This is a genomic window from Streptomyces sp. NPDC057438, assembly GCF_042802995.1.
Lineage (GTDB): Bacteria > Actinomycetota > Actinomycetes > Streptomycetales > Streptomycetaceae > Streptomyces.
The window spans coordinates 100097-126681 of record NZ_JBHVDD010000014.1 but is presented as its reverse complement, the minus strand read 5'-3'; the positions used below and the strand labels follow the sequence as shown (position 1 = coordinate 126681).

The 26585-nt window shown below is 70.1% G+C and carries 23 protein-coding genes, 1 tRNA gene and 2 pseudogenes; 13 read left to right on the top strand and 13 right to left on the bottom strand.

Annotation, left to right across the window (positions count from 1 at the left end; translation table 11 throughout):
- Positions 1–38: 38 nt before the first annotated feature.
- Positions 39–1652: a beta-N-acetylhexosaminidase gene (locus tag ACFU5F_RS11525; RefSeq protein ID WP_383885304.1), complete on the bottom strand. Its 1614-nt coding sequence runs from the start codon at positions 1650–1652 to the stop codon at positions 39–41.
- Between the two features lie 104 nt (positions 1653–1756).
- Between ACFU5F_RS11525 and ACFU5F_RS11520 the strand changes: the two genes are divergently transcribed.
- Complete coding sequence (locus ACFU5F_RS11520) at positions 1757–2632, top strand: DUF4429 domain-containing protein (protein ID WP_383885301.1); 876 nt, start codon at positions 1757–1759, stop codon at positions 2630–2632.
- Between the two features lie 69 nt (positions 2633–2701).
- On the opposite strand, the pseudogene ACFU5F_RS11515 reads toward ACFU5F_RS11520, so the two are convergent.
- Positions 2702–2881: pseudogene (locus ACFU5F_RS11515) on the bottom strand (phosphoesterase); the annotation flags it as partial.
- 245 nt (positions 2882–3126) lie between these two features.
- On the opposite strand from ACFU5F_RS11515, the gene ACFU5F_RS11510 reads away from it, so the two are divergent.
- Together ACFU5F_RS11510 and glmS are read left to right on the top strand one after the other, a co-directional pair.
- Positions 3127–3384 carry a hypothetical protein gene (locus tag ACFU5F_RS11510; protein WP_383885299.1) on the top strand — a complete coding sequence of 86 codons (258 nt, stop codon included), beginning with the start codon at positions 3127–3129 and terminating at the stop codon, positions 3382–3384.
- A gap of 69 nt (positions 3385–3453) precedes the next feature.
- Positions 3454–5271 (top strand): glutamine--fructose-6-phosphate transaminase (isomerizing), encoded by a 1818-nt coding sequence (gene glmS, locus ACFU5F_RS11505; protein WP_319364601.1) that lies wholly within the window; start codon positions 3454–3456, stop codon positions 5269–5271.
- A gap of 255 nt (positions 5272–5526) precedes the next feature.
- Here the strand turns inward: glmS and ACFU5F_RS11500 are convergent, their stop codons facing one another.
- A complete protein-coding gene (locus tag ACFU5F_RS11500; protein ID WP_383885296.1) occupies positions 5527–6057 on the bottom strand; it encodes a universal stress protein in 531 nt (176 codons plus the stop codon).
- A 366-nt stretch (positions 6058–6423) separates the two neighbouring features.
- On the opposite strand from ACFU5F_RS11500, the gene ACFU5F_RS11495 reads away from it, so the two are divergent.
- The 5 genes from ACFU5F_RS11495 to ACFU5F_RS11475 all read left to right on the top strand — a co-directional run bounded on the left by ACFU5F_RS11495 (position 6424) and on the right by ACFU5F_RS11475 (position 10396).
- On the top strand, positions 6424–6888 hold the full coding sequence (locus ACFU5F_RS11495; protein WP_383885293.1) for a hypothetical protein: 465 nt from the start codon (positions 6424–6426) through the stop codon (positions 6886–6888).
- 378 nt (positions 6889–7266) lie between these two features.
- Positions 7267–8490, top strand: a complete 1224-nt coding sequence (locus ACFU5F_RS11490; protein WP_383885290.1) for a helix-turn-helix domain-containing protein — start codon at positions 7267–7269, stop codon at positions 8488–8490.
- A gap of 103 nt (positions 8491–8593) precedes the next feature.
- A complete protein-coding gene (gene orn / locus ACFU5F_RS11485) occupies positions 8594–9196 on the top strand; it encodes an oligoribonuclease (RefSeq protein ID WP_383885287.1) in 603 nt (200 codons plus the stop codon).
- A 128-nt stretch (positions 9197–9324) separates the two neighbouring features.
- Positions 9325–9397 (top strand) — tRNA-His (locus tag ACFU5F_RS11480).
- A gap of 156 nt (positions 9398–9553) precedes the next feature.
- Complete coding sequence (locus ACFU5F_RS11475; RefSeq protein WP_383885284.1) at positions 9554–10396, top strand: phosphotransferase family protein; 843 nt, start codon at positions 9554–9556, stop codon at positions 10394–10396.
- 205 nt (positions 10397–10601) lie between these two features.
- Here ACFU5F_RS11475 and ACFU5F_RS11470 read toward each other — a convergent pair whose 3' ends face one another.
- The 3 genes from ACFU5F_RS11470 to ACFU5F_RS11460 are packed head-to-tail and all read right to left on the bottom strand — an operon-like array spanning position 10602 to position 12088.
- The gene (locus ACFU5F_RS11470; RefSeq protein WP_383885282.1) at positions 10602–11450 is read right to left on the bottom strand and encodes a serine/threonine protein kinase; all 849 of its coding nucleotides are present in this window, start codon (positions 11448–11450) and stop codon (positions 10602–10604) included.
- Between the two features lie 45 nt (positions 11451–11495).
- Complete coding sequence (locus tag ACFU5F_RS11465) at positions 11496–11747, bottom strand: hypothetical protein (RefSeq protein WP_383885280.1); 252 nt, start codon at positions 11745–11747, stop codon at positions 11496–11498.
- Positions 11747–12088 (bottom strand): hypothetical protein, encoded by a 342-nt coding sequence (locus ACFU5F_RS11460; protein ID WP_383885278.1) that lies wholly within the window; start codon positions 12086–12088, stop codon positions 11747–11749. The genes ACFU5F_RS11465 and ACFU5F_RS11460 overlap by 1 nt, the downstream gene beginning before the upstream one ends.
- A gap of 158 nt (positions 12089–12246) precedes the next feature.
- On the opposite strand from ACFU5F_RS11460, the gene ACFU5F_RS11455 reads away from it, so the two are divergent.
- Positions 12247–12552, top strand: coding sequence for a GntR family transcriptional regulator (locus tag ACFU5F_RS11455; RefSeq protein WP_383885276.1), 306 nt, complete (start codon positions 12247–12249; stop codon positions 12550–12552).
- Positions 12553–12603: 51 nt separating this feature from the next.
- Here ACFU5F_RS11455 and ACFU5F_RS11450 read toward each other — a convergent pair whose 3' ends face one another.
- Complete coding sequence (locus tag ACFU5F_RS11450; protein ID WP_383885321.1) at positions 12604–13659, bottom strand: LacI family DNA-binding transcriptional regulator; 1056 nt, start codon at positions 13657–13659, stop codon at positions 12604–12606.
- Between the two features lie 602 nt (positions 13660–14261).
- Between ACFU5F_RS11450 and ACFU5F_RS11445 the strand changes: the two genes are divergently transcribed.
- The 4 genes from ACFU5F_RS11445 (at position 14262) to ACFU5F_RS11430 (ending at position 19080) form a co-directional block, all read left to right on the top strand.
- Positions 14262–15584, top strand: coding sequence for an ABC transporter substrate-binding protein (locus tag ACFU5F_RS11445; protein WP_383885273.1), 1323 nt, complete (start codon positions 14262–14264; stop codon positions 15582–15584).
- Positions 15581–16606 carry a carbohydrate ABC transporter permease gene (locus tag ACFU5F_RS11440; RefSeq protein WP_383885271.1) on the top strand — a complete coding sequence of 342 codons (1026 nt, stop codon included), beginning with the start codon at positions 15581–15583 and terminating at the stop codon, positions 16604–16606. The genes ACFU5F_RS11445 and ACFU5F_RS11440 overlap by 4 nt, the downstream gene beginning before the upstream one ends.
- Positions 16603–17508 carry a carbohydrate ABC transporter permease gene (locus tag ACFU5F_RS11435; protein ID WP_383885268.1) on the top strand — a complete coding sequence of 302 codons (906 nt, stop codon included), beginning with the start codon at positions 16603–16605 and terminating at the stop codon, positions 17506–17508. The genes ACFU5F_RS11440 and ACFU5F_RS11435 overlap by 4 nt, the downstream gene beginning before the upstream one ends.
- Positions 17509–17637: 129 nt before the next feature.
- A complete protein-coding gene (locus ACFU5F_RS11430) occupies positions 17638–19080 on the top strand; it encodes a GH1 family beta-glucosidase (protein WP_383885265.1) in 1443 nt (480 codons plus the stop codon).
- A gap of 93 nt (positions 19081–19173) precedes the next feature.
- Here ACFU5F_RS11430 and ACFU5F_RS11425 read toward each other — a convergent pair.
- The 6 genes and pseudogenes from ACFU5F_RS11425 to ACFU5F_RS11400 form a co-directional block, all read right to left on the bottom strand.
- Positions 19174–19607 (bottom strand): annotated as a pseudogene (locus tag ACFU5F_RS11425) (PIN domain-containing protein).
- A 160-nt stretch (positions 19608–19767) separates the two neighbouring features.
- A complete protein-coding gene (locus ACFU5F_RS11420) occupies positions 19768–21786 on the bottom strand; it encodes a beta-galactosidase (protein ID WP_383885263.1) in 2019 nt (672 codons plus the stop codon).
- The gene (locus tag ACFU5F_RS11415; RefSeq protein ID WP_383885260.1) at positions 21783–23105 is read right to left on the bottom strand and encodes a glycoside hydrolase family 36 protein; all 1323 of its coding nucleotides are present in this window, start codon (positions 23103–23105) and stop codon (positions 21783–21785) included. Before ACFU5F_RS11415 ends, ACFU5F_RS11420 begins: the two co-directional genes overlap by 4 nt.
- Positions 23106–23146: 41 nt before the next feature.
- Positions 23147–24052, bottom strand: a complete 906-nt coding sequence (locus tag ACFU5F_RS11410; protein WP_383885257.1) for a carbohydrate ABC transporter permease — start codon at positions 24050–24052, stop codon at positions 23147–23149.
- A complete protein-coding gene (locus ACFU5F_RS11405) occupies positions 24049–25047 on the bottom strand; it encodes a carbohydrate ABC transporter permease (RefSeq protein WP_383885255.1) in 999 nt (332 codons plus the stop codon). Before ACFU5F_RS11405 ends, ACFU5F_RS11410 begins: the two co-directional genes overlap by 4 nt.
- A gap of 48 nt (positions 25048–25095) precedes the next feature.
- On the bottom strand, positions 25096–26406 hold the full coding sequence (locus ACFU5F_RS11400) for an ABC transporter substrate-binding protein (protein WP_383885253.1): 1311 nt from the start codon (positions 26404–26406) through the stop codon (positions 25096–25098).
- Positions 26407–26585: the final 179 nt, after the last annotated feature.

Sequence of the window (26585 nt, the reverse complement as noted above, 5' to 3'; positions counted from 1 at the left end):
ACGCACCCGCACCCGCCGACGCACCCAACCCCCACCCCCTACCGCCCCACCGCCGGAGGCCACGGCACCCCAGGCGCCCGGAAGTATCCGATCCCCAGCGCCTCCCACCGCGAAGCCTGCGCAGCAAGTCGCCCCCGATACCCCTCCCACCCACGCGCGGACGCCGGCGACCACCCCAGCTCCGCCACCCCCGGCAACCGCGGAAACACCATGTACTCGACGTCCGCCGAGGAAGCGATCGTCTCCGTCCACAACGGCGCCTCCACCCCCCGCACCGCGGAACCCGGCACCCCCGCCAGATAGCTCCCCGGGTCCCAGTCGTACGCCCGCCGCACGTCCACGTACCCGGCCCAGTCCAGCCCCAGCGGCGTGTCCTTGTCGTACTTCATGTCGAGGTAGATCCGGTCGGCCGGCGACAGGATGATCCCCGTGCCGTTGCGCGCGGCGGCGGCCACCCGCTCCTTCTCCTGCGCACCCGTGCCGTCCAGCCCCCAGTACTGCGCGAGAGCGCCCCGCGCCGGGGTGGCCCCGGTCAGCTGGTGCCACCCGATCACCGTCTTCCCGTACTTCTCGACCACCGGCTGCACCCGGTCCATGAACGTCGCGTAGTCCTCGTGGCTGGTGGAGTGCGCCTCGTCGCCGCCGATGTGCAGATACCGGCCCGGGGTGAGCGCGGCCAGCTCCCGGACGACGTCCTCCACGAAGCGGTACGTCACGTCCTTGCCGACGCACAGGGAGCTGAAGCCGACCTCGGTGCCGGTGTAGAGCGGGGGCGCGACGCCGTCGCAGTTCAGCTCGGCGTAGGACGCGAGGGCCGCGTTGGTGTGGCCGGGCAGGTCGATCTCGGGGACGACTTCCAGATGGCGGGAGGCCGCGTACCGGACGATCTCCCGGTAGTCGGCCTTCGTGTAGTGCCCGCCGGGACCGCCGCCGACCTGGGTGGAGCCGCCGTAGGAGGCGAGACGGGGCCAGGAGTCGACCGCGATGCGCCAGCCCTGGTCGTCGGAGAGGTGCAGGTGCAGCTTGTTGAACTTGTAGAGCGCCAGCTGGTCGATGTACCGCTTGACCTGGTCCACGCCGAAGAAGTGGCGGGAGACGTCCAGCATCGCGCCGCGCCAGCCGTAGCGCGGGATGTCCCGGACGGTGCCGCCCGCGACCAGCCAGGGGCCCGGCTGCGCGGAGTCCTTCTCGACGGCGGCGGGCAGGAGCTGACGCAGGGTCTGCACGGCGTGGAAGAGACCGGCGGGCGCGCGGGCGGTGAGGGTCACCCCGGAGGGGCGGCTCTCCAGGCGGTAGCCCTCCTGGCCGAGATCCGCCTCCTCGGCGGCCAGGCGCAGGCGGATTCCGGCCTCCCGGCGTTCGGTCACCGGCAGCCGGTATCCCGTCGAGGGCCGCAGGATGCCCGCGAGGTACTCCCCGATCCGGCGGGCCTCGGGTCCGCCGTCCACGACGATGCGCGCGGCACTCGTGAGCCGGTACGGCGATCCGGCGGGCCGGACCGAGGCGGGTGCCGGGATCACCTGCCCGAGCGGGACGGTGACGGCGGCGGCTTGGGCGTTCTCGGACACGGGTGCGGCTCCCACGGCGAACATCCCGGTCGCCACCAGCAGCAGCGAGCCGAGCAGACGGGTCGATCTGTGACGCGGACTCACGACGTGCTCCCTCCACCGATCGAACTGTGCGCTCCCCACCCTCACCCCTGCACCCCCTCCAGGTCTAGACCATCTCCCCCGCGACCGATGGAAGAATCCTCTCCATGGCGGAAATCCTCCAGCGGGACGGCACATGGACCTTCGACGGCGACACCCTGCGGCTGACCCCGGGCCGCGACAAGAGCGTGAGCCTGCTCCGCAAGACCCTCGGTGAACTCTCCGTGCCGCTCGGCGCGTTGGCGGGCATCTCCTTCGAGCAGGGCAAGAAGTCGGGGCGGCTGCGGCTGCGGCTGCGCGACGGCTCCGACCCGCTCCTGCAGGCCACCGGCGGCCGGCTCACCGATGCCCACGACCCGTACCAGCTGAGCGTCGACTCCGACCGGTACGGCGTCGCCGAGTACATCGTGGACGAGGTCCGCAACGCGCTGCTGCTGGACGAGGTGCCGGGGGACGCGGTGGACACCTATCTGCTCGCCGGGCCCGCCGTCCCGCTCTCCGTCTCCGCCGGGGACGGCACCGCGAGCTTCGACGGCGACCACGTACGCCTGGAGTGGAACTGGAAGACCGAGGAGGCGAAGGCCGCGTCCGGGGCGCGGACCCTGCCGCTGGCCGACATAGCGGGCGTCGAGTGGCATCCCTCGGTCGGCCTGGAGAACGGCTTCCTCCGCTTCACCGTGCGGAACGCGCCGACGAAGGCGCCGCCCAAGTACGACCCCAACTCCGTCGAGTTGTGGGGGTTCAAGAAGGACCCGCTGATGGCTCTGGTCGCGGCGGCCGTACAGGCCAGGCTCCCGCATCCGGCCGCCCCGGCGCCGAAGCGGCTGCCCGCGTCCGCGCCGGCCACGGACGGGCCGGCCCCCGAGGAGGACCACGACGCCCTGCTGCGCCGCCTGCGCGAACTGGGCGACCTCCACCGGTCCGGGGTGCTCACGGACGAGGAGTTCACCCGGGCCAAACAGGCGGTCCTCAAGCGCATCTGACGCGCGGGAGGACCCCCTGCCCGGCACTCGGCCGTTCGTGCGCCCCGCCTTCCGGGCGCGTCCACGGCACTACTTGGCCCTGCGCGCCACGGTGAAGTGGTCGACCTGCGCACCCGTCTCCGCGATCCCCCGCACGGTCAGCGTGGCCCAGTGCCCCTTCGGCGCGGGCTTCACGTCCACCCGCAGGAAGGAGTAGAGGCTGCGGCCGGCCGCGCCCGCCGTCACGTACACCACGCCCTCGGTCTCCGGGGGTACTCGTGCTGCTCGGCCATGCTCATGCGCTCGGCCAGCCGCTCGGGTACGCCCGTACGAGGTGTGTCCATGGTGTCCGAAAGTCGTCGCCTCAGGCGACGGGACCCGGGACGCCGGATGGACGACACACGAACAGCCACTCATAACACATTCAACGTTCCCCCAAAGGGCCGTAACGGTATCCTGCCCGATATCGGGCAGGATTCTTGCGAAACGCCCGCCGCTCCCCCAGGATCTACCGAGTGCACGATGAACTTGTCGATCATTTGACGCGATCCTCCCCCCTCAGCCGGGGCGAGGCGCTGCGGGTGATCCAGGACGTGCTCGCCTACTTCGACGAGACGACCGAGGCCTACGTCCGTCGCCGCCACCGCGAACTCCAGGCCCAGGGCCTGGTCAACGCGACGATCTTCGAACGGATCGAGGCGGACCTGAAGTACCGGGCGGTCGCACCGCCGGAGCTCACGCTCCGGCAGTTGCGCCGCATCGTCTACGGCTGACCGGCCACGGCCGGCCGGTCCGGACCGGCCGGTCACGGCCGACCACCTACAGCTAGGGGATACGTCTATATGTGCGGGATCGTCGGTTACATCGGCAGGCGCGATGTGGCGCCACTGCTCCTCGAAGGTCTGCAGCGCCTGGAGTACCGGGGCTACGACTCGGCGGGCATAGTGGTCACCTCGCCCAAGACCGCCGGTCTGCGGATGGTCAAGGCCAAGGGCCGGGTCCGCGACCTGGAGGCCAAGGTCCCCGCGCGCTTCAAGGGCACCACCGGCATCGCCCACACCCGCTGGGCCACCCACGGCGCCCCGTCCGACGTCAACGCCCACCCGCACATGTCGGCCGACAACAAGGTCGCCGTCGTCCACAACGGCATCATCGACAATGCCTCCGACCTGCGCAAGAAGCTGGAAGCGGACGGCGTCGAGTTCCTCTCCGAGACGGACACCGAGGTCCTGACCCACCTCATCGCCCGCTCCCAGGCCACCACCCTGGAGGAGAAGGTCCGCCAGGCGGTGCGCATCGTCGAGGGCACGTACGGCATCGCCGTCATGCACGCCGATTTCAACGACCGCATCGTCGTCGCCCGCAACGGCTCCCCGGTCGTCCTCGGCATCGGCGAGAAGGAGATGTTCGTCGCCTCGGACATAGCCGCTCTGGTCGCCCACACCCGCCAGATCGTCACCCTCGACGACGGCGAGATGGCCACCCTCAAGGCCGACGACTTCCGCACCTACACCACGGAGGGCACCCGCACCACGGCCGAGCCCACCACCGTGGAGTGGGAGGCCGCCTCGTACGACATGGGCGGCCACGACACGTACATGCACAAGGAGATCCACGAGCAGGCCGAGGCCGTGGACCGGGTGCTGCGCGGCCGGATCGACGACCGGTTCTCCACCGTGCACCTCGGGGGCCTCAACCTGGACGCCCGCGAGGCGCGCCAGATCCGCCGCGTGAAGATCCTCGGCTGCGGCACCTCGTACCACGCGGGCATGATCGGCGCCCAGATGATCGAGGAGCTGGCGCGCATCCCCGCGGACGCCGAGCCGGCCTCGGAGTTCCGCTACCGCAACGCGGTCGTCGACCCCGACACGCTCTACATCGCCGTCTCCCAGTCCGGCGAGACGTACGACGTGCTGGCGGCCGTCCAGGAGCTGAAGCGCAAGGGCGCGCGGGTGCTGGGCGTGGTGAACGTGGTGGGCTCGGCGATCGCCCGTGAGGCGGACGGCGGCATCTACGTGCACGCGGGCCCGGAGGTCTGCGTGGTCTCCACCAAGTGCTTCACCAACACCACGGTCGCCTTCGCCCTGTTGGCGCTGCACCTGGGCCGCACCCGTGACCTCTCCGTCCGCGACGGCAAGCGGATCATCGAGGGCCTGCGCAGGCTCCCCGCCCAGATCGCCGAGATGCTGGAGCAGGAGGAGGAGATCAAGAAGCTGGCCGAGCAGTACGCCGAGGCCCGCTCGATGCTCTTCATCGGCCGCGTCCGGGGCTACCCGGTGGCCCGTGAGGCCTCCCTGAAGCTCAAGGAGGTCTCGTACATCCACGCCGAGGCCTACCCCGCCTCCGAGCTGAAGCACGGCCCCCTTGCCCTGATCGAGCCCGCCCTGCCCACGGTCGCGATCGTCCCGAACGACGACCTGCTGGAGAAGAACCGCGCCGCCCTGGAGGAGATCAAGGCCCGCAGCGGCAAGATCCTCGCCGTCGCCCACCAGGAGCAGGAGAAGGCCGACCAGACGATCGTCGTCCCCAAGAACGAGGACGAGCTGGACCCGATCCTCATGGGCATCCCCCTGCAACTCCTCGCCTACCACACGGCGTTGGCCCTGGGCCGGGACATCGACAAGCCGCGCAACCTGGCGAAGTCGGTGACCGTCGAGTAGGGAACTCCCGCGCGGGCCGGGCAGATCGCACAGGCCGCACGACGAAGACGGACCCCCGCGTGATGGCACCCATCACAAGGGGGTCCGTTCGATGACGCCGGGGTCGCCCAACTCCCCGGCGCCGCTGCCAACTACCCGTGGCCGTCACACCACTCCGTCAGGCATCACGCGGGTTATGCCCTTCACAAGGACACAAACACCCCTACGCGTGAGTAGACTTGCCCGTTTCCGAACGCGTCGGAGAGTTCAGGGAATTCAGGGAATGACGATGACCGGCCGCTGCGCCCGCTTGGCGAGCCGGCCCGCGACGGATCCGAAGATCCGCCCGACGATCCCGTGCGTGGACCCGACGACGATCGCGTCGGCCTCGTACTCGCGCCCCACTTCTTCGAGCTCGTGGCAGATGTCACCGCCGCGCTCGACCAGGATCCAGGGCACTTCGGCGAGGTAGTCGGCGCAGGCGAGCTCCAGGCCGAGGACCTCGGTCCGGTGATCGGGGACGTCGACGAACACGGGCGGCTCGCAGCCGGCCCACACGGTCGTGGGCAGCCGGTTGGCGACATGCACGATGATCAGGCCCGAGCCGGAGCGGCGGGCCATGCCGATGGCGTACGCGAGGGCGCGCTCGCTGGACGTCGAGCCGTCGAAGCCGACGACGACGCCGTGCTTGAAGGCGGGATCACAGGAGGGACGTGCCTCTTCCGCCGCAAGGGGCTCGGCCGCCGTGTGATCGGCGACGGGCCGCCGCTCGCGGTCCGGGGATTCGAAGAATTCTTGACCGGCCATGGGTGTCTCGGCGTTTGGATCCTCGTGTGGGACGACGTATAGGGGACGTCAGTGTGCGGCGGAGCCGTGTCCGGGAAACATCTTCCCCACCCCATACCCTCAAGGGTACGACCGCACGCCTCCTTCGCCCAGATCCCGCACCGGCAGCGCGGGGTTCCAGGGAGCATGCACGAGCACTGCCCCGTAACGCAATGGTTGCTGCCACGTACAGCCGGTTCATCCGGCCCGCCCGGATCCGGCACCGTCGTCGACGAGTGGATCCGGCTCCTCGCGGCAACCCGATCAAGCGAGACCAGTGACCGACGGGTCGAACACGCGTTGAACCCCGGTAAGCCGATCCCCGTGGGAGCCAGGAGGGAGCCCGCAGTGTCCGCGCACCGCACCGCGCCTCAGTCCGCCCCCGAAACCGACGAGATCCCCCCGCCCCGGCCGCACTCCCCCGAGCGAGCGCCCCGGCCCACCCCCTCGGCCACGCCGTCACCCGCGCCCCACCCCGCCGACACCGCCACGGACGTGGTCCGCTGGGCGGCGTTCAGCTGCGTCCTCGTGCCGGTCGTCCTCGTCTGGTACGGCACCTCCCTCGCCGGCGCCACGGGCGCGGCCCTGGGCCTGGCCGCGGTCACCGGCGTCTGCCGCGTCCTGCTGCGCCAGTCCGAACGCGGCGCGGCCCGCGCGGCCCACGACGACTCCGCCCACCCTCCGGCGGCCCCCACGGCACCCGCCCGTCCGGTGGCCGAAGATCGCACCCCCCAGCGTGGCCGGCACGGGCGCCCCGCCCCCGGGGCGCACAGGGGCGGACGGAACCCCGGCCCGAGTACGCCGGTCGACTGACCGGTTTCCGCGCACACCCCCGTATCTTTTCAGCCAACTTCGCTTACCCGCGTGTCCTGCGGTCGAACACCCCCCCACCCCCCGTTCGACCTGCACCGAAAGGGGTCGAGGGGTCGCGCGCACCCTACGTGGACCGGCCACGGGGACGAGGCGCACTTCCCTGCACGCTCCACGAGTGCAACGCTTCGTGATCGAATGCTTTACGCCAAGTTGCCATGTCGACAATGTGCCGGTTGGCGATCTGGTCACGCCGGCACCACGGGACACAGTAGATTCGATCATGACTGTCTTACGGCGGGGGACTCGTGCAGGACCAAGGGGAAACGTGCAGGAGCGACACAACCGAGGAGCCGCGACCACCGAGGGGGGCTTAGCAGTATGAGCCAGGACTCCACCGCCGCGCCGGAAGCCGCGGCCCGGAAGCTGTCCGGGCGCCGCCGCAAGGAGATCGTCGCGGTGCTGCTGTTCAGCGGCGGCCCCATCTTCGAGAGTTCCATACCACTGTCGGTGTTCGGGATCGACCGCCAGGACGCCGGCGTACCGCGCTACCGACTGCTGGTGTGCGCGGGTGAGGACGGCCCGCTGCGGACCACGGGGGGCCTGGAACTCACCGCACCGAACGGCCTTGAGGCGATCTCGCGTGCGGGCACGGTGGTCGTGCCCGCATGGCGTTCGATCACCTCACCACCGCCGGAGGACGCGCTCGACGCACTGCGCCGAGCGCACGAGGAGGGAGCCCGCATCGTCGGGCTGTGCACCGGCGCGTTCGTGCTGGCCGCCGCCGGTCTGCTGGACGGCAGGCCCGCGACGACCCACTGGATGTACGCGCCGACGCTGGCCAAGCGCTATCCGTCCGTCCACGTCGACCCACGGGAACTCTTCGTGGACGACGGTGACGTACTGACATCGGCCGGCACCGCGGCCGGAATCGATCTCTGTCTGCACATCGTGCGGACCGACCACGGGAACGAGGCGGCAGGCGCGCTGGCCCGCCGTCTCGTCGTCCCACCCCGTCGATCGGGCGGCCAGGAGCGCTACCTCGATCGGTCTTTACCTGAGGAGATCGGCGCCGACCCGCTGGCCGAGGTCGTCGCCTGGGCGCTGGAGCACCTCCACGAGCAGTTCGACGTGGAGACGCTCGCGGCACGGGCGTACATGAGCCGTCGTACGTTCGACCGCCGGTTCCGCTCGCTCACCGGGAGCGCTCCCCTGCAGTGGCTGATCACTCAGCGCGTGCTGCAGGCACAGCGCCTGCTGGAGACGTCGGACTACTCGGTGGACGAGGTCGCGGGGCGGTGCGGCTTCCGTTCGCCGGTGGCGCTGCGCGGGCACTTCCGGCGGCAGCTGGGTTCGTCCCCGGCGGCGTACCGGGCGGCCTACCGTGCCCGTCGCCCGCAGGGCGAGAAGCACAGCGACCACCATGACGGACCGCACGGCGTCCCGGGGCCGGCGATGTCGCCGGAGCACGCCCCGGTGCCGCTGCAGTCCCGGCGCACGGCCGCGGCGAGCGCCCTGGCGCCGTCGGCGTCCCTCTCCGCGGAGGGCGCCAAGCCGGAGCTGTACGCGACGGGCCGCCTGCCGGGCCAGCGCAGCGCGCCGTAGCGCGCACGGCCGTCCGACGGCCCGGTCCTGTGCCGGATCACTCCGTGATCACCCCGGTGCAGGACCGGGCCGTACGGCTGTCACGGGCCGTAAGGTGAGACACATGAACGATCGCATGGTGTGGATCGACTGCGAGATGACCGGCCTCTCGCTGTCCGACGACGCGCTCATCGAGGTGGCCGCCCTCGTCACCGACTCCGAGCTGAACGTGCTCGGCGACGGTGTCGACATCGTCGTCCGCCCGCCGGACTCGGCGCTGGAGACGATGCTGGAGGTGGTGCGCGAGATGCACACCGCGTCCGGTCTGCTCGACGCCCTGGCCGGCGGCACGACGCTCGCCGACGCGGAGGCGCAGGTCCTGGCGTACGTGCGCGAGCACGTGAAGGAACCGCGCAAGGCGCCGCTGTGCGGCAACACGGTGGGCACGGACCGCGGCTTCCTCCTCCGGGACATGCCGACGCTGGAGAGCCACCTCCACTACCGCATCGTGGACGTCTCCTCCATCAAGGAGCTGGCCCGCCGCTGGTACCCGCGGGCGTACTTCAACAGCCCCGAGAAGAACGGCAACCACCGGGCCCTCGCGGACATCCGCGAGTCCATCGCCGAGCTGCGCTACTACCGCGAGGCGATCTTCGTCCCCCAGCCCGGCCCCGACTCGGACACGGCCCGCACGATCGCCGCGAAGCACGTCCTGCCCGCGAGCTGACCCCGTCCACCGGGGCCCCTCCGGGCCCCCGAACGCCCCCACCGAAACGTGTGCGCGGGCACCCCTTCGGACCCTGTACACTTTTTCTCGGCCGGTCGGTGAAACCTTCGGATGAACCGCCGGTCATGGTGGGTGTAGCTCAGCTGGTAGAGCACCTGGTTGTGGTCCAGGATGCCGCGGGTTCGAGTCCCGTCACTCACCCTGAAGAAAACGAGCCCCGATCCGGGAAACCGGTTCGGGGCTCGTTTGTGTGCCCTCCGTCTGTCCACGCTGTCCACGCCTCCGTGACGTCGGACTCAGCAGCAGTCGTCGTAGCACCGGACGCCGTATGTGAACTCACCCATGAGGGGGCAGGGTATGGAGCCATCGGAACTCCGTCGCGCAGTCGAGGCAGCACGGGCGACCGCCTCGGAGTCGGGCCTCCAGGCCGACCACGCGATCGTCATCCACAACTCGGACCGCGTCGCGCTGCGCCTGGTCCCTTGTGACGTCCTGGCTCGGGTCGCGCCCTCGGGGCATCTGGCCGATTCCGAGTTCGAGGTAGAGGTCGCTCGCCGTCTCGCCGCCGTCGACGCTCCGGTGGCCGAGCTCGACCCTCGGGTCGAGGCCCGGGTCCACGCGCGTGACGCCTTCGCCATCTCGCTCTGGACCTACTACGCACCTGTGCCAGCAGAGATCGCTCCAGCCGACCACGCGGACGTGTTCCTGCGGCACCACGCTGCCCTGCGCCGAATCGATCTGGCCGCACCGCATGTCACCGAGCGGGTGGCCTTGGCACTGCGACAGGTGAACGACCGGCAGCGCTCCCCCGAGCTGTCCGACGCCGACCGACGGCTCCTCAGCGACACACTCGGTGGACTGAGCGCCGCGATCAGCGTCGACACGGCCGGCGAACAGCTGCTGCACGGCGAACCTCATCCCGGCAACCTCCTGAACACGAGGAGAGGGCCGCTTTTCGTGGACCTCGCCACGTGCTGCCGCGGGCCGGTCGAGTTCGACCTCGCCCACGCGCCCGAGGAGGTGGGACAGCGCTATGCGGGGGCGGACCAGAGCCTGATTCACCGGTGCCGCGCCCTGAACTGGGCGATGTTCTCGGCCTGGCGCTGGCGCCGGGACGACCAGATGCCCGACCGGCGGTACTGGAGGGTGGAGGGGCTCAGCCGGGTTCGAGCCGCACTCGATCGTTGCGGCATGGACTGACCTGGGTGCGGCGGCTCAGCCGCCGACCGAACCGGCGCCCCGTCAGTTCGGTCGGCACCACCTGCGGCGGCTCAGCCGCCCATGGTCGGTACTCCTGGATCGCCCGGCCGTTGGCGACCCGACCGGGTCTCCGCGGCACAGGGTTCGGTGTGTGGCGCCAGAGCAGAGTCCGCGCGGCACGGCTGCGCGAGTACCTGCCCGGCACCTACCGGCCCGCCCTCAGCCACGCGTCCGCGAACTCCCCTACGTCCGCGAAGCGTTCGCGGGGATGCGGGTGCGTGGCCCGCTCCAGCACGCCCAGTTGGGCCGCCGTGCCCCGCCAGGCGCGTTCCTCGTCGCCCGCGTCCAGCAAGAGGCGGGCCGTGCGGCCCAGGGCGTGGACGGTGGTGCGGGTGTCGATCGTCGCTCCGCGCCGGTACTCCTCCGGTGCCATGAAGCGGGTCGACCCCGGCAGGCGGTCGGCGTCCAGCACGAAAGGTGCTGGGCGGTACTCGTCGAGGTCGATCAGGTGCATCCCGCCCGCCGCGAAGTCGTACAGCAGAGCCCCGTCGTAGAGATCCACGGCGACGTACCCGGCGGCCTCGACGGCGAGATGGGCGTCGAGGACACGGGCGAAGGCCGCCTCGATCCGGTCGACGGGCAGGGAGCGGAAGCGTGCCATCGGACTGCCGGGGCTCGTACGGTCCCCTCTGCCGCGCTCGGCGGGGTCGTACAGCACCTCGCCGTCCAACCAGGGCATCACCACGGCCGACCCGTCCCGCAGGGCGATCCGGTGCACCTGCGGGACGATCACCGGGTGCCGTACGGCCCGGTGGAAGTCCCAGGCCCGCTCCAGCGACCGCCGGCCCGCGGCAGCGACCGCCGTCTTCACGAACCACCGCTCGCCGCGGTCCGGCAGCCCCACGCTGTAGGCCCTGCACCCCGAGTCCTGCTTACCGAACACCCGGAAGACGTCGCCGATCCGGGCCAGGTACGCCGCCAAGGGCTCCTCGACCCGGTCGACGTCCAACAGCGGGTGACCGCCGGTGCTTTCCCTACTGCCAAGCTGCTCCATGAAGGCCAGGCTGCCGGACGCACGGCCGGGCGCGCGAGGCCGCCGCTACAACCGCTCCCCTCTCGACCGCGCGTTGCTCCGGGCGACGCTCTCCCTCAGCGCCTCGGGCCGGGTCACCGGCCCGAGCCCCTCCAGCAGGGCCTCCCATTCCCGGCCGCCGCCGACCGGCCGCAGTTGGACGTACGGACCGACGAACCCCATCACCCTGCCGATCCGCCCGCTTCCCGCGTCCCGGACGGTGTCACCAAGGCCCACCCCCAACGGGTCAGGGCGGCGGGGAGGTTCGCAGACGCTCATCACGCCACCGCCTTCGTCGCCGCGCCGATCACATGCTCGTCGAGGTCGATACCGAAGTCCGCCGCGAGCACCAGGGCGAGCCTGCGACGGGCCTGTCGGGCCTCCTCCCGCTCGGACTGGACGACGTACGGCCGGACCATGACGGTGGCGGTGCCGTCGAGCGGCCCGTGGAGGCCGTACGGGGATCGCAGGGCCGGGAGCGCCTGCGGCAGCGTCCGGGGCAGGGGCAGGGGGATCTCGCGGTGCGGAGGGGCGGGGCGGGAGGCGGTCCGGCGGCGCCTCCCGGTGCCGGGGGCGAATACGCCCAGCGCCCACCGCAGGAACGCGTGGATAATGCGCACTGTCGTCAGCTCCTTCGAAGCTGGTGGCCATGCCCCCGGACGTTGGCGCGTCGCGGGGGTCACGTCGTGTCACATCCGACATTAGCGCAACCTGGTCATGCCCTGCCATGGCATGACACAGAAGAACCGTGCTCCCCATGGGCACATACGGTCTAGCCATGGTGGACATCCCGAAGGGCTACGGCCCGGACGCCGAACTGGATCCGGAAGCGGCCGACCCGCTGTACCTGCAGCTCGCGGCGGTACTGATCTCCCGGATCGGCAACGGCACCTACGCACTGGGCCGCGCGGTACCCGGCGTCGACCGGCTGATGCAGGAGTTCGGGATCGCCCGGGGAACGGCCCGCAAGACCTTGGTACTGCTGGCCGAGATGGGTTATGTGCGGACGGTCGTCGGCAAGGGCTCGTTCGTCATCGAGCGCGCGGTCGGCGAGTCAGCCGGCGATGCCGAAACCGCCGGTTGACGTACGTCGTCACCGGCACCCCGAGCGAGCAGCCCACAATGCGGGCGCCCCTCAGGAAGAATCCCGATCCACCAGCTCCGTCGGCAGCACCACCTGGCGTCGTTCCAAGCCCCTCGACACCGCCGGCCGGCGGTCCGCGATCTCGTCCAGGAGGAGGTCGATCATCGCGCGGCCCATCTCCTCTATCGGCTGGCGGACGCTGGTGAGGGGCGGGTCCATGTGGCGGGCGATCGCCGAGTCGTCGTAGCCGACCAACGCCACGTCGTCGGGTATGCGGCGGCCCTCCTCGCGGAGGACCTGACGGGCACCGGCGGCCATGACGTCGGACTCGGCGAAGACCGCGTCGAGGTCGGGGCAGCGGGCCAGCAGTTCCCGCATCGCCCGGCGGCCGCCCTCCTCCGTGAAGTCACCGGGGGCGATCAGGCGCTCGTCGACCTCGCGGCCCGCGTCCTCCAGGGCGTCGCGGTAGCCCTCGATGCGCCGCTGGGCGCCGTAGACGTCCAGTCGGCCGGTGATCGTGGCGATCCGGGTGCACCCCCGTGCGATGAGGTGCTCCACCGCCGAGCGGCCGCCGCCGTAGTTGTCGGAGTCGACCGAGGGGAGCGTCTCGTGCTCCGAGCGGGGGCCGCTGATGACCGCCGGGATTTCCAGTTGCGACAGCAGATCGGGGAGCGGGTCGTCCGCGTGGACGGAGACCAGGAGGACACCGTCGACGCGGTGCGCGGCCAGGTACTGGGCGAGGCGCCGGCGCTCCCGGTCGTTGCCCGCGAAGATCAGCAGGAGCTGCATCTCGGTGTCGGACAGTTGCGCTCCGACCCCCTTGAGGATGTCGGAGAAGTACGGCTCCGAGAAGAAGCGGGTCTCGGGCTCGGGCACGACCATCGCGATCGCGTCGGTGCGGTTCGCCGCGAGCGCGCGGGCCGCCGTGTTCGGGACGTAGCCGAGTTCCGCGACGGCCGCCTCGACCGCCGCGCGCGTCGCGTCGCTCACCCGGGGCGAGCCGTTGATCACCCGGGAGACCGTCCCCCGGCCCACTCCGGCCCGGGCGGCGACCTCCTCCAACGTCGGTCGCCCACCGCTCCGGCCCCGTGCCCCGTGGCCTGCCACCATGGTCGCCTCCCGTCAATACCGCGCTGGCGTGGAATCTAACAGTCCTGATCCTCGTACGGCGTACGGGAAGTGCCCGGCCGGGTCACGCCACCGCCGGTGACGCCCACCCGGCTCGCGCCCCGGCTCCCCGCCGGCTCCCTCGCCGACCGGACATCGGTCGGAGGCCGATGGCTGGTTACACGAGTCCAACAGTGCCGCCGCCCCGGAATCCAGCGGTCCGGTAAGGAACCGGCGCGGAGCCCGGGGTGACCAGTCGCCGCCCGCCCCGCCGTCCGTACCTGCCCGAACACCCCGCGCCCGGACCTTTCCCGCCGATCTTCGGGGCCCCGCACGGACCGACCCGACCGATTTCGGACATGACCGACCGCCGACGCCGGGTTAGTTAACAGCCCGATAACCGAAGACGTCTCTCCGCGTTCGCTCCCTTGACACCCCCGCACGAACCGACGACTCTTCAACACATCACTCGTGGGAGCGCTCCCACAGTACCTGGCACTTACACAACCCGCACGTTCCCCGCCCGAGCCGCAGCATGAACTAACGGGCCCAGCAACACCGTTGGCCGGGGGGTCGGCACGTCAGGGCATCAGGAGGACGCAATGCGAGCACGTACCCGAACCGCCCGCAACACGGTGGTCCTGGCAGCCGTCGCCGCCCTGGGCGCCGGGCTGCTGGCCGGCTGTTCCGAGGACCCGGACGACGGCACGTCGAACGAGGGCGGCGGCAGCAGCGGAGGCAAGACCACGCTGACGGTCGGCACCTTCGGTGTCTTCGGCTACAAGCAGGCCGGCCTGTACGACGAGTACATGAAGGCGCACCCGGACATCGTCATCAAGGAGAACGTCACCACCAAGACCTCGGTCTACTGGCCCAAGACGCTCACCCGGCTGCAGGCGGGCTCCGGCACCGACGACATCCAGGCGATCGAGATCGGCAACGTCACCGAGGCCGTGCAGACGCAGGGCGACAAGTTCGTCGACCTCGGCAAGGAGGTCGACAAGTCGCAGTGGCTGGACTGGAAGAACCAGCAGGCCACGACCAAGGACGGCAAGCTCATCGGTCTCGGCACCGACATCGGCCCGATGGCGATCTGCTACCGCAAGGACCTGTTCGAGAAGGCCGGCCTGGAGACGGACCGCACCAAGCTCGCCGAGCAGTGGAAGGGCGACTGGGGCAAGTACGTCGACCTCGGCGAGGAGTACATGAAGAAGGCGCCCTCGGGCACCAAGTACGTGGACTCGGCCTCCTCCGTCTACAACGCGGCCCTCGGCGGCGCCACCGAGCGCTACTACGACAAGGACGGCAACCCCGTCTGGGACAAGTCCAAGGGTGTCAAGGACGCCTGGGACGCCGCCATGTCCGTGGCGACCAGCGACATGTCGGCGAAGCTGAAGCAGTTCGAGGCGCCCTGGGACCAGGGGTACGCCAAGGGCTCCTTCGCCACGGTGGCCTGCCCGGCGTGGATGATCGGCTACATCCAGGAGAAGTCCGGTGACGCGGCCAAGGGCAAGTGGGACGTGGCGGCGGCGCCGACCGCGGCCAACTGGGGCGGCGCGTTCATCGGTGTGCCGACGGCGAGCAAGCACCAGAAGGAGGCCATCGAGCTGGCGAAGTGGCTGACCGCTCCCGAGCAGCAGGCCAAGGTCTTCGCCAAGCAGGCCAGCTTCCCGTCGGCACCGGCGGCGTACGCGACGCTCGAGGCGAGCCCCGAGACCACCGCGTACTTCTCCGACGCGCCGCTGACGCAGATCTTCTCCGACTCGGCGAAGACGATCCCCGCGCAGTACCTCGGCACCAAGGACCAGCCGATCGGCACCGCGATCGCCGACATCGGCATCGTGCAGGTCGAGCAGAAGGGCAAGAGCCCTGAGGAGGGCTGGGAGGCCGCCAGCAAGGAGATCAAGGACGTGCTCGGCCAGTGACCAGCTCCAAAGAGGCACTCGCGGATTCCGCGGCGAGCGCCGAGACCGCGCCCGGCGATGAGCCGGGCGCGGTCCGGGGCGCTCAGGTTCTCGGTACGCCGGCGGCCAACGAATCGTGGCGCAGCCGGCTGTACCGCTGGGACATGAAGGCCTCCCCGTACGTCTTCATCTCCCCCTTCTTCCTGATCTTCGGGGCGTTCTCGCTCGTCCCGCTGCTCTACACCGGCTGGTACTCGCTGCACAACGTGCAGCTGGCCGACCTGGACAACCAGACCTGGGTGGGCCTGGACAACTACCAGAACCTGCTGTCCTCGGACTTCTTCTGGAACTCCCTGTGGGTCACCTTCGCCATCGGCGTGATCGCGACCGTGCCCCAGCTGATGATGGCGATCGGTATCGCGCACCTGCTCAACTACCGGCTGCGCGGCTCGACCGTGTGGCGGGTCATCATGCTCACCCCGTACGCCACGTCGGTGGCCGCGGCCACGCTCGTGTTCGTGCTGCTGTTCTCCTGGGACGGCGGCATGGTCAACTGGCTGCTCGACTTCATCGGGATCGACCCCGTCAACTGGCGGGAGTCCAACTGGGGTTCGAAGGTCGCGGTCTCCACGATCGTGATCTGGCGGTGGACCGGCTACAACGCGCTGATCTACCTCGCGGCGATGCAGGCGATCCCCTCCGACCTGTACGAGTCGGCGTCCATCGACGGGGCGAACCGCTGGCAGCAGTTCATCCACGTGACGGTCCCGCAGCTGCGGCCGACGATCCTGTTCACGGTGGTCGTCTCCACGATCGGCGCGACCCAGCTGTTCGGTGAGGCGCTGCTGTTCGGCGGGGCCGACGGCGCCAAGGGCGGCTCCGAGCACCAGTTCCAGACGCTCGGTCTGTACATGTACGACCAGGGGTTCATGATCGGAAACCTCGGCAAGGCGTCCGCCATCGCCTGGTCGATGTTCCTGATCCTGCTGATCGTGGCCGCGATCAACCTGCTGATCACCCGACGGCTGAGGAAGTCCCCATGACCACGAGCGAACTGACCCGCCCCCGGGCACCGGAGCGGGCCCCGGAGACGAAGGCCACGCGCCGCCGGGTGATGGGCGCGGGCAGGCAGATGCACGCGGGGCCGCTCACCTACGTCGTTCTGACCCTCTTCGCCCTGGGCTCGCTCGCACCGCTGGTGTGGACGGCGATCGCTGCCTCGCGCACCAACCAGCGGCTCGCCGAGGCTCCGCCGCCGCTGTGGTTCGGCGGGAACCTGTTCAAGAACCTGGAGACCGCCTGGGAACAGGCCTCGCTCGGCACCGCGATGCTCAACACGACGCTCGTGGCCGGGTCGATCACCGTCGGTACGGTGCTGTTCTCCACGCTCGCCGGCTTCGCCTTCGCCAAGCTGCGGTTCCGGTTCTCCAGCGCCCTGCTGATCCTGACCATCGGCACGATGATGATCCCGCCGCAGCTGGCGGTGGTCCCGCTGTACCTGTGGATGAGCGACCTGAACTGGTCCAACCAGCTGCAGGCGGTCATCCTGCCCACGCTGGTCAGCGCGTTCGGCACGTTCTTCATGCGGCAGTACCTGGTCCAGGCGCTGCCCAGCGAGCTGATCGAGGCGGCGCGCGTCGACGGCGCGAGCAGTCTGCGGATCGTGTGGCACGTCGTGTTCCCGGCCGCGCGGCCGGCGATGGCGGTGCTCGGCCTGCTGACGTTCGTGATGGCCTGGAACGACTTCCTGTGGCCGATCCTCGCGCTGAACCAGCAGAACCCGACGGTCCAGGTGGCCCTCAACGCCCTCGGCACCGGCTACATCCCCGACCAGTCGGTGATCATGGCGGGTGCGCTGCTCGGCACGCTGCCGCTGCTGATCGCCTTCCTCCTGTTCGGCAAGCAGATCGTGGGCGGCATCATGCAGGGCGCGATCAAGGGGTGACCCGGCTCGCGCCGACCGCTCCACAGCGGAAACCCCTCCGGGGGCTGGGCCACCGTTGTCCCGGCCCCCTCTTCTCTCCTCCCCCCACCCACCACTGTCGGTCTCCACGACCACTATGGGAGCGCTTCCATGCCTGAACCCGTGAACCCGGCCACCCCGGTGACCTTTCCTCCCGCCTTCCTCTGGGGCGCGGCCACCTCCTCGTACCAGATCGAGGGGGCGGTGCGGGAGGACGGCCGTACGCCCTCCATCTGGGACACCTTCAGTCACACGCCGGGCAAGACGGCCGGCGGCGAGACCGGTGACATCGCTGTCGACCACTACCACCGCTACCGCGACGACGTGGCGATGATGGCGGACCTGGGCCTCAACGCGTACCGCTTCTCCATCTCCTGGTCGCGGGTGCAGCCGACGGGGCGGGGCCCGGCCGTCCAGAAGGGCCTGGACTTCTACCGGCGGCTGGTCGACGAGCTGCTGGACAAGGGCATCAAGCCGGCCGTCACCCTCTACCACTGGGACCTCCCGCAGGAGCTGGAGGACGCCGGCGGCTGGCCCGAGCGGGACATCGTGCACCGGTTCGCCGAGTACGCGCGGATCGTGGGCGAGGCACTCGGTGACCGTGTCGAGCAGTGGATCACCCTCAACGAGCCGTGGTGCACCGCGTTCCTGGGCTACGGCTCCGGGGTGCACGCGCCGGGCCGTACGGACCCGGTGGCGTCGCTGCGCGCGGCCCACCACCTGAACGTGGCGCACGGCCTCGGTGTCTCGGCGCTGCGGGCGGCGATGCCCGCCCGCAACTCGATCGCGGTGAGCCTCAACTCGTCGGTGGTCCGGCCGATCACCAGCTCCCCCGAGGACCGGGCCGCGGCCCGGAAGATCGAGGACCTCGCGAACGGCGTCTTCCACGGACCGATGCTGCACGGGGCGTACCCGGAGACCCTGTTCGCCACGACCTCGTCACTGACGGACTGGTCGTTCGTGCGGGACGGTGACGTGGCCACGGCCCATCAGCCGCTGGACGCGCTGGGGCTGAACTACTACACGCCGACGCTGGTCGGCGCGGCGGACGCCGACCTGAAGGGGCCCCGCGCGGACGGCCACGGGGCGAGCAACCACTCGCCGTGGCCGGGCGCGGACGACGTCCTGTTCCACCAGACCCCGGGCGAGCGCACGGAGATGGGCTGGACCATCGACCCGACGGGGCTGCACGAGCTGATCATGCGCTACTCGCGAGAGGCGCCGGGCCTGCCGATGTACGTGACGGAGAACGGGGCCGCGTACGACGACAAGATGGACTCGGACGGCCGCGTCCACGACCCCGAGCGCATCGCCTACCTGCACGGCCACCTGCGGGCGGTCCGGCGCGCGATCGCCGAGGGGGCGGACGTGCGCGGGTACTACCTGTGGTCCCTGATGGACAACTTCGAGTGGGCGTACGGGTACGGCAAGCGCTTCGGCGCGGTGTACGTCGACTACGCGACGCTCGCCCGTACGCCGAAGTCGAGCGCGTACTGGTACGGGCAGGCGGCGAAGACGGGCGCCCTCCCGCCGCTGGCGCCGGCCCCGGCGTAACGGACCACAGGCCGGGGGTGGGGGAGCCCCCTGGGGGGAGCGGGGGTCCGGGGCGCGGCGCACATAGGGGAAGCGCCGCGCCCCGGGCGTGGGTCAGAGAGTGCCTGGGGATGCCAGCCGCTGGGTCTGCTGGCCTGTGACCGAGGCAATGGTCTCGAAGTCGTCGTCGTAGTGGAGCACGGTCAGTCCCTGGAGTTCCGCGGTCGCGGCGATCAGCAGGTCGACAGCACCCGCGGACCGGTGTTTCCCTCGGTCCGTGAGGTCTCTTTGCACCTCCCATGCCCGTGTCACCGCTCGTCCCCGATGGGCACGATCCGCATGCCGGGCAGCACCCACGCGAGCCGCGCCCGGTCCGTCCGCCGGTGAACCGCCTCGATGATCGTCAGAGCACTGATGGCCACCTCCATGCCCCTTCTGCGGGCCTCGGCGACCAGCGCGACGACAGGTTCGTCATCACCGACCAGCTTGGACACGCCCTCGCAGTCCAGGACGAGGGTGCCCTCGTGACTCAGCTTGCGGCGGGCCACTGCCCCTCCTCGGCGAACACCTCGTCGAAAATCACACGAGCAGGAATCTCCTCGTGTCCCGCTGCCGACCCGCCGGAGGCTCGTCCTGTCAGGCTGATGAACAGGTAGGGCCGCGCCTCCCTGAGGAGCCGCGGCCCTGTGCCGTCGTGATCGGTGTCGGTCAGCGTGGTTCGCGGACGACCGCCACGTCCCCGGCCGCCACCAGCACGGTCGTCGAGCCGTCGCTCGTGGCGATCCCCTTGCCCGTCAGCAGTTCGGACGCGTCCGCCGAGACCGTGACCTCGGCGTCGGCGTCGGCGTGGTTGATCAGGAAGAGGTAGTCCGCGTCCGCGCCCCGGCGCAGTGCCGCCTCGACTCCCTCGGGGGTCGGGCGCACCGATGCCACGCCCGCGTCCTCGCCGATGCGGGCCAGGAGGGAGGCGAGGGTCGTCGGGTCCGGACGGGTGGCGACGTACCAGGCGGCGCCCGTGCCGTGGGCGTGGCGGGTGACCGCCGGGACTCCGGTCAGGGGGCCGGAGGTGTACGAGGTCACCGCCTCGGCGCCTGCCAGGGCGACCCGCTCCGTCCACAGCGCGGCCGTACCGCCGTCGCTCAGCCCCACCGACTCCCCCGGGAGCAGCGGGAACAGTTCGTCCGTGCGCACGCCGAGCGCCTCGCGGAACGCGCCCGGGTAACCGCCCAGCCGGACATGGCAGTTCTCGTCGACCGCGCCGCTGTGGAAGCCGACGGCCAGCGTGCCGCCGGCCTCCGCGAAGCCGGTCAGGTTGGCGGCGCCCGCGTCGTCCACCAGGTACAGGCTCGGCGCCAGCACCAGCTTGTACGCGGACAGGTCCGCGTCCGGGCGGACGAAGTCCACCGCCACGCCGGCCCGCCACAGCGGCTCGTACCAGGCGCGGACCAGGTCCTGGAAGCGGAGTTCGCCGCTCGGCTGGGAGGGGAGTTCCACCGCCCACCAGGCGCTCCAGTCCCAGACGATCGCGACCTCGGCGACGCCCGCGCTGCCCCGCACCTCCGCCAGCGCCCCCAGATCCGCGCCCAGTCGGACCACGTCCCGCCAGATCTGGCTGTCCGTGCCCGCGTGCGGGAGCATCGCCGAGTGCCACTGCTCGGCGCCCGCCTTGGCGGCCCGCCACTGGAAGTAGGCGATGCCGTCGGCGCCCCGGGCCACATGGGACAGGGCGTTGCGGCGCAGCTCTCCGGCCGTCTTGGCCCGGTTGACGGGCTGCCAGTTGACCGCGCCGGTGGAGTGCTCCATCAGCAGCCACGGGCTCCCGCCGCCCAGGGAGCGCACCAGGTCGCCGCTGAGCGCGATGTCGATCTCGGACTCGGGGTCCGTCGACTGGAGGTAGTGGTCGTTGGAGACGATGTCCAGCTCCGGCGCCCAGCGCCAGTAGTCGAGCTTGTCGAAGTTGAACATCACCATGAAGTTGGTGGTGGCCGGGGTCGCGGGAGCCGCCTCCAGGAGCACCTCGCGCTCGGCCTTGTACAGCGACAGCAGGGCATCGCTGCAGAAGCGGCGCCAGTCCAGCTGGTGGGTCGGGTTCGGGACCGCGCCCGTCGGCCGGGGCGGGATGACCTCGTCCCAGTCGTAGTACCACTGGCTCCAGAACGTCGTGCCCCAGGCGTGGTTGAGCGCCGCGAGGTCGTCCTCGTACTTCTCGCGCAGCCAGACCCGGAAGGCCGCCGCGCTCGTGTCGCAGTGGCACTCGCCGTTGTGGCAGCCGTACTCGTTGTGGATGTGCCACATGACGACGGCCGGGTGGTCGGCGTACCGCTCGCCCAGTACGCGGGCGATCCGCAGGGCGGCCTCGCGGTAGGCGGGGCTGGACGGGCAGAAGGTCTGCCGGCTGCCGTACGAGAGGGTGCGGCCGTCCTTGTCGACCGGCAACGCCTGCGGGTGCTTGACGAAGAACCAGGCCGGCGGGGCCGCCGTCGGGGTGGCCAGGTCGGCGGCGATGCCGTTCTCGTGGAGCAGGGCGAGGATCCTGTCGAGGCGGGTGAAGTCGTACTCGCCCTCGCGCGGCTCAAGCAGCGCCCACGAGAAGATGTTGACGCTGACCATGTTGACGCCCGCCTCACGCATGAGGCGTACGTCCTCGGCCCAGACCTCCTCGGGCCACTGCTCGGGGTTGTAGTCGCCGCCGTAGGCGATGCCGGGGACCTTCAGTTCGCGCTTCATTCGGAGGCCTCCGCGCCCTTCGTCAGCAGTCGGCGTGTGGTGTCCACGCCCCAGGTGTCCAGTGAGAGCAGGCGGTCGCTGGAGGCCATCAGGCCCCCGGTCGCCTCGACGTGCGCCGCCCAGCGCTCGCGTGTCTCGACGGCGGGACGGGCCATCAGACAGTCGGGGTCGTTGATCCAGAGGCGGCCGTGCTGCCACTGGCGGGCCGCGCCGGTGAACTCGGCGGCGTCCTGGCCGGGCTGGCTGTGGTCGTCCGCCTCGGGGCGGCGGTGCGGAGCGGTGTCGGGGCTGACCCGCATGGCGTCGAAGAGGCCCAGGGACGGGAGGATCGGCGCCCCGCAGCCCAGGAGGTAGGCGTCGGGACCGATCGCGTCGCGGATCAGTTCGATGCCCCGGCGGTATGCCGTGAGGGCGTCCATGTCGGCGTGGCGTACGCCGTCCAGCGCGCCCGCGTAGAGGAAGTCGACCTTGAAGTAGTCGTAGCCCTCCGAGCTGAGGGTGGTGAAGACCTCGGTGAGGTACGCCGCGGCTCCGGGGTGCGTGGTGTCGAGGACGTACAGGGCGTGGCCCCAGTTGTGGCCGGCGTGCGTGGGGCCGCCGTCCTCGTCGCGCACCAGCCATTCGGGGTGCTCGGCGGCCAGGGTGCTCGACGGGTCGACGAGGAAGGGCGCCGTCCAGATACCGGCGCGGCGGCCCCGGGCCCGGATGGTGTCGGCGATGCCCGCGCGGGAGCGGAAGCGGCCGGAGAGGGTGAGCCAGTCGCCGAGGGCCTTCTGGTAGCCGTCGTCGATCTGCACGACGTCGATCGGGAGGTCGAGGGTGTCCATCGCACGGAGGTTCTCGTGGATGTCGTCCTCGGTGACCGAGGTGAAGTACTCGTACCAGGAGCACCAGACGGTGGGGGCCGGGCGGGGGGCCGCGAGGCCGAGGCCCGCCGCCCACTCGCCCAGCACCGTCTGGACGTCCGTGCCGGTCCACTCCTTCACCGGACCGTCGGCGCCGACCTCGGCGACCCCGTCCCGTACCACCAGGCGGATGGACGGGACCTCGCGTACGGGGTCGGGTGCGGCCCAGAGGCGGACGGGTGTGCCGTCGCCCGGGTCGAGGGCCAGCAGACCCTCTCCCTGGAAGGTGCCGGCCGGGACGGTGACACCGGGGCGGTAGCAGACCGTCGCCCAGTTGTCGCCGGTCGGACGGTACGGGGTCGCGTCGAGGGCGTAGGAACCGCTGGGGCTCCAGGACTGCCAGCCCTCCTCGTGGACCCGTGCCGTACCGGTGTCCACGGGCACGGAGACCACGTGGGTGAAGGGGTGGTGCACGAAAGCTTCTCTTTCACGGAGTGGGCGGGCCGCGGGGGCGGTCAGCCCTTGTTGGCGCCCAGGGTGAGGCCGCTGACGAACTGGCGCTGGAGTGCGAAGTACACGATCAGCGTCGGGATCGCGGTGAGCAGGGCGCCGGCGGCGACCAGGTTGGGGTCGGTGAAGTACTGGCCGGAGAGGTTGTTCAGCGCCGAGGTGATCGGCATGTTCTCGCCGGTGGAGATCAGTACGAGCGCCCAGAAGAAGTCGTTGTAGATCCAGATGGACAGCAACGTGGCGAGGGCGGCCATGGCGGGCTTGCACAGCGGCAGGACGATCTGCCAGTACAGGCGCCAGACGGAGGCGCCGTCGACGAGAGCGGCCTCGGTCAGCTCGTGCGGCAGGGAGCGCATGTAGTTGCTCAGCACGAAGGCGCAGAACCCGGACTGGAAGGCCACGTGGATGAGGACCAGGCCGAGCGCGGAGTCGTACAGCTTGCCGCTCATCGTGATGCCGGGCAGGTCGATGAGCAGGTACAGGCGGTACAGCGGGGTGATGATGACCTGCTGCGGGAGCAGGTTGCCCGCGGTGAAGACGAGCAGCAGGAAGAGGTTGACGCGGAAGTCGAAGCGGCTGACGTAGAAGGCGACCATCGACGACAGGAACAGCGTCAGCAGCACCGCCGGGACGGCGATGATCAGGGTGTTCACGAAGTAGTGCGTCATGTCCGACTGGGTGAACGCGTTCGTGAAGTTCTCGAAGTTCAGCTTGTCGGGCCACGAGACGTAGCCCTTCTCGCTGGTCTCGCCGTAGGGCCGCAGGGCCGCGTACAGCGCCCACAGCAGGGGTCCCAGCCACGCCAGTGCCATGCAGACGAGGAAGGCGTGCAGGACGATCCGGGCGGGGCGCAGGGGGGTGCGCTCCTTGGGAACGGCGGCCGCGGCGGTGGTGTCGACGGTGGTGCTCATGCGCGCCGCTCCTTCCGGAAGGTCGCGATCAGATACGGGATGATCACGGCGAGGGAGATCACCAGCAGGACGACGGCGATGGCCGATCCGTAGCCGATACGGCTGGACTCTCCGATGATGTTGTTGGTGACGAGGATGGAGAGCAGCTCGGTGCCCTCGGCGCCCTTGTTGAAGACGAAGACGAGGTCGAAGGCGCGCAGGGCCTCGATGATGGTGACGACCAGGACGACGGTGTTGGTCGGGCGCAGGGTGGGGAAGATGACGTTCTTGAACGTCTGCCACTCGTTGGCGCCGTCCAGCGCGGAGGCCTCGCGCAGGGACGGGTCGACACCCTTCAGGCCGGCCAGGTACAGGATCATCATGTAGCCGGTGTGGCGCCAGGACGCGGCGATGAGGATGGCCCAGAGGTTGAGGTCCGGGTCGCCGATCCAGTCGATGTAGTGGCCGGGTTCGTTGGCGCCGATGAGGCTGTTGATCAGACCCGTGTCGGGGTTGTAGATCAGCTGCCAGACGAAGCCGATGACCGCCAGGGACATCACGACGGGCAGGAAGAACGCCGTCTGGTAGACGCGGCTGAACCGGATGTTCTTGTCCAGCTGCACGGCCAGGAACAGGCCGAGCGGCGTGGGGATCAGGATCAGCGCGACGAACCAGATGACGTTGTGCTCGACGGCGGGCCAGAACTGCGGGTTGTTGGTGAACAGTTCCTGGAAGTTGTGCAGCCCGACCCACTTGATGGCGTCGAAGCCGATGCCGTCCCAGGTGGTGAAGGCCAGCAGGATCGACGCGAAGGCCGTCACCCAGACGAGGGCGACGTGCAGGAACGTCGGCAGACCCGCCATCAGGCCCAGCGTGAGCCTGTCTCGGCGGGTGAGGAGCCGCCGGTGCCCGTGGGGCACCTTGGCGGCCTTCCCGGTCTTTGCGGTTGTTGCGGCAGGGCCGGAGCCCGGAGGCGGCGTGGCCGCCTCCGGGCTCTCGGTGGGGGTGGTCGTCATGTCAGGAGGTCATCCAGTCGTGAGGACGGTCGGTCGTCAGGACGGTCGTCAGGACGCGAAGATCGTCTTCTTCTGGCGCTCGATGGACGAGAGCAGGCTGTCGACGCCCTTGGGGTCGCGGATGAACTTCTGCAGCGCCGGCTGCATCACCGTGGAGGTGAAGTCGGGGCGGCTGTCGCGGTCCATGAACTGGGTGAGGCTCTTGGCGCCGGAGATCATCTCGTACGCCTTCTTCTGCAGCGGGGAGTACGAGGAGGTGTCGGCCTTGGTGGAGGCGGCGACCACGTTCGGGTCGGCCTTCAGGTAGATCTGCTCGGCCTCGGGGGTGCCGAGGAACTCCATCAGCTTGACCGCGCCGGCCTTGTTCTTCGGGGCCTTGCTCATCATGTAGCCGTCGGTCGGGGCCTCGACGGTGTCCTGGCCGTACGCCGGGTCGATCTCCGGGAAGGCGAAGAAGTCCAGGTCGTCCAGGTCGGCCTTGTTCGTGAACTGCTGGCCCACGAAGGTGCCCAGCAGGTACATGCCCGCCTTCTTCGACACCAGGGTCTGCGCGGCGTCCTGCCAGGTACGGCCGACGGCGCCCTCCTGGTGGTAGGGGAGCAGCTCGGTCCAGTTGTCGAAGACCTTGCGGACCTTGGCGTCGGTCCAGGACGCCTTGCCCGCCATCAGCTCGACGTGGAAGTCGTAGCCGTTGGTGCGGAAGTTGAGCTGGTCGAAGGTGCCCATCGCCGGCCACGCGTCCTTGTCGCCGAAGGCGATCGGGACGAGCTTGTCCTTCTGCATCTGCTTGCACAGGGCGATCAGCTGGTCCCACGTGGTGGGAACCTCGTAGCCCTTCTCCTGGAAGACGCTCTTGCGGTAGAAGAGCGCCCAGGGGTACGTGTACAGCGGCACGAAGTAGAACTTGCCGTCCGCGCCCTTGCTGAGCTTCTGCATCGCCTCGGGGAAGTTGCCCGAGATCTTGTCCCACACGTCGTCGATCGGGCTGGCGAGGCCCTTGGCGGCGAAGAACTGCATGCGGTAGCCCGCGAACCAGTGGAACACGTCGTCCGGCGTGCCCTGCAGGTAGGAGTTGATCTGCTCCTGGAACGTGTTGTGGTCCTTGGTGTTCACGTCGACCGTGATCCCGGACTTCTTCTTGAACGCCGCGTAGATCTCGGCGAACGCCTTCTTCGGCACCGCGTCCGACGCGTTGGAGCCGAGCGTGACGGTCTTCGAGTCACCGGCCGAGCTGTCACTGCCGCCACAGGCGCTGAGCAGGGGGACGCCGGCGCCGAGCGCCACCGCCCCGCCGACGCCGCGCAGCACAGTGCGGCGGCTCGGGCCGGGGACGGAGAGACCGGAAGGTGTGAGGTGCATGTACGGCTCCCTGGGGACAGGTCGTTCGGTCTCAATGGCCCTCGCCGGTGACTGATCGAAAACAATCAGAAACCAACTCGACCGAACATCGGTGGCCGCCATAACAGCTCTATGTCATGTCATGCGTCAAGACTTCTTGTCCCCCTTTGTTGAAACGTAATCCCTGGATGTCGAAACGT

What these genes read in the sequence shown, in the direction of transcription:
- ACFU5F_RS11400 (WP_383885253.1), bottom strand. Translation starts at nt 26,406, where the DNA reads ATGCACCTCACACCTTCCGGTCTCTCCGTCCCCGGCCCGAGCCGCCGC.
- ACFU5F_RS11420 (WP_383885263.1), bottom strand. Translation starts at nt 21,786, where the DNA reads ATGAAGCGCGAACTGAAGGTCCCCGGCATCGCCTACGGCGGCGACTAC.
- ACFU5F_RS11435 (WP_383885268.1), top strand. Translation starts at nt 16,603, where the DNA reads ATGACCACGAGCGAACTGACCCGCCCCCGGGCACCGGAGCGGGCCCCG.
- ACFU5F_RS11410 (WP_383885257.1), bottom strand. Translation starts at nt 24,052, where the DNA reads ATGAGCACCACCGTCGACACCACCGCCGCGGCCGCCGTTCCCAAGGAG.
- glmS (WP_319364601.1), top strand. Translation starts at nt 3,454, where the DNA reads ATGTGCGGGATCGTCGGTTACATCGGCAGGCGCGATGTGGCGCCACTG.
- orn (WP_383885287.1), top strand. Translation starts at nt 8,594, where the DNA reads ATGAACGATCGCATGGTGTGGATCGACTGCGAGATGACCGGCCTCTCG.
- ACFU5F_RS11490 (WP_383885290.1), top strand. Translation starts at nt 7,267, where the DNA reads ATGAGCCAGGACTCCACCGCCGCGCCGGAAGCCGCGGCCCGGAAGCTG.
- ACFU5F_RS11445 (WP_383885273.1), top strand. Translation starts at nt 14,262, where the DNA reads ATGCGAGCACGTACCCGAACCGCCCGCAACACGGTGGTCCTGGCAGCC.
- ACFU5F_RS11500 (WP_383885296.1), bottom strand. Translation starts at nt 6,057, where the DNA reads ATGGCCGGTCAAGAATTCTTCGAATCCCCGGACCGCGAGCGGCGGCCC.
- ACFU5F_RS11405 (WP_383885255.1), bottom strand. Translation starts at nt 25,047, where the DNA reads ATGACGACCACCCCCACCGAGAGCCCGGAGGCGGCCACGCCGCCTCCG.
- ACFU5F_RS11455 (WP_383885276.1), top strand. Translation starts at nt 12,247, where the DNA reads ATGGTGGACATCCCGAAGGGCTACGGCCCGGACGCCGAACTGGATCCG.
- ACFU5F_RS11430 (WP_383885265.1), top strand. Translation starts at nt 17,638, where the DNA reads ATGCCTGAACCCGTGAACCCGGCCACCCCGGTGACCTTTCCTCCCGCC.
- ACFU5F_RS11520 (WP_383885301.1), top strand. Translation starts at nt 1,757, where the DNA reads ATGGCGGAAATCCTCCAGCGGGACGGCACATGGACCTTCGACGGCGAC.
- ACFU5F_RS11470 (WP_383885282.1), bottom strand. Translation starts at nt 11,450, where the DNA reads ATGGAGCAGCTTGGCAGTAGGGAAAGCACCGGCGGTCACCCGCTGTTG.
- ACFU5F_RS11475 (WP_383885284.1), top strand. Translation starts at nt 9,554, where the DNA reads ATGGAGCCATCGGAACTCCGTCGCGCAGTCGAGGCAGCACGGGCGACC.
- ACFU5F_RS11465 (WP_383885280.1), bottom strand. Translation starts at nt 11,747, where the DNA reads ATGAGCGTCTGCGAACCTCCCCGCCGCCCTGACCCGTTGGGGGTGGGC.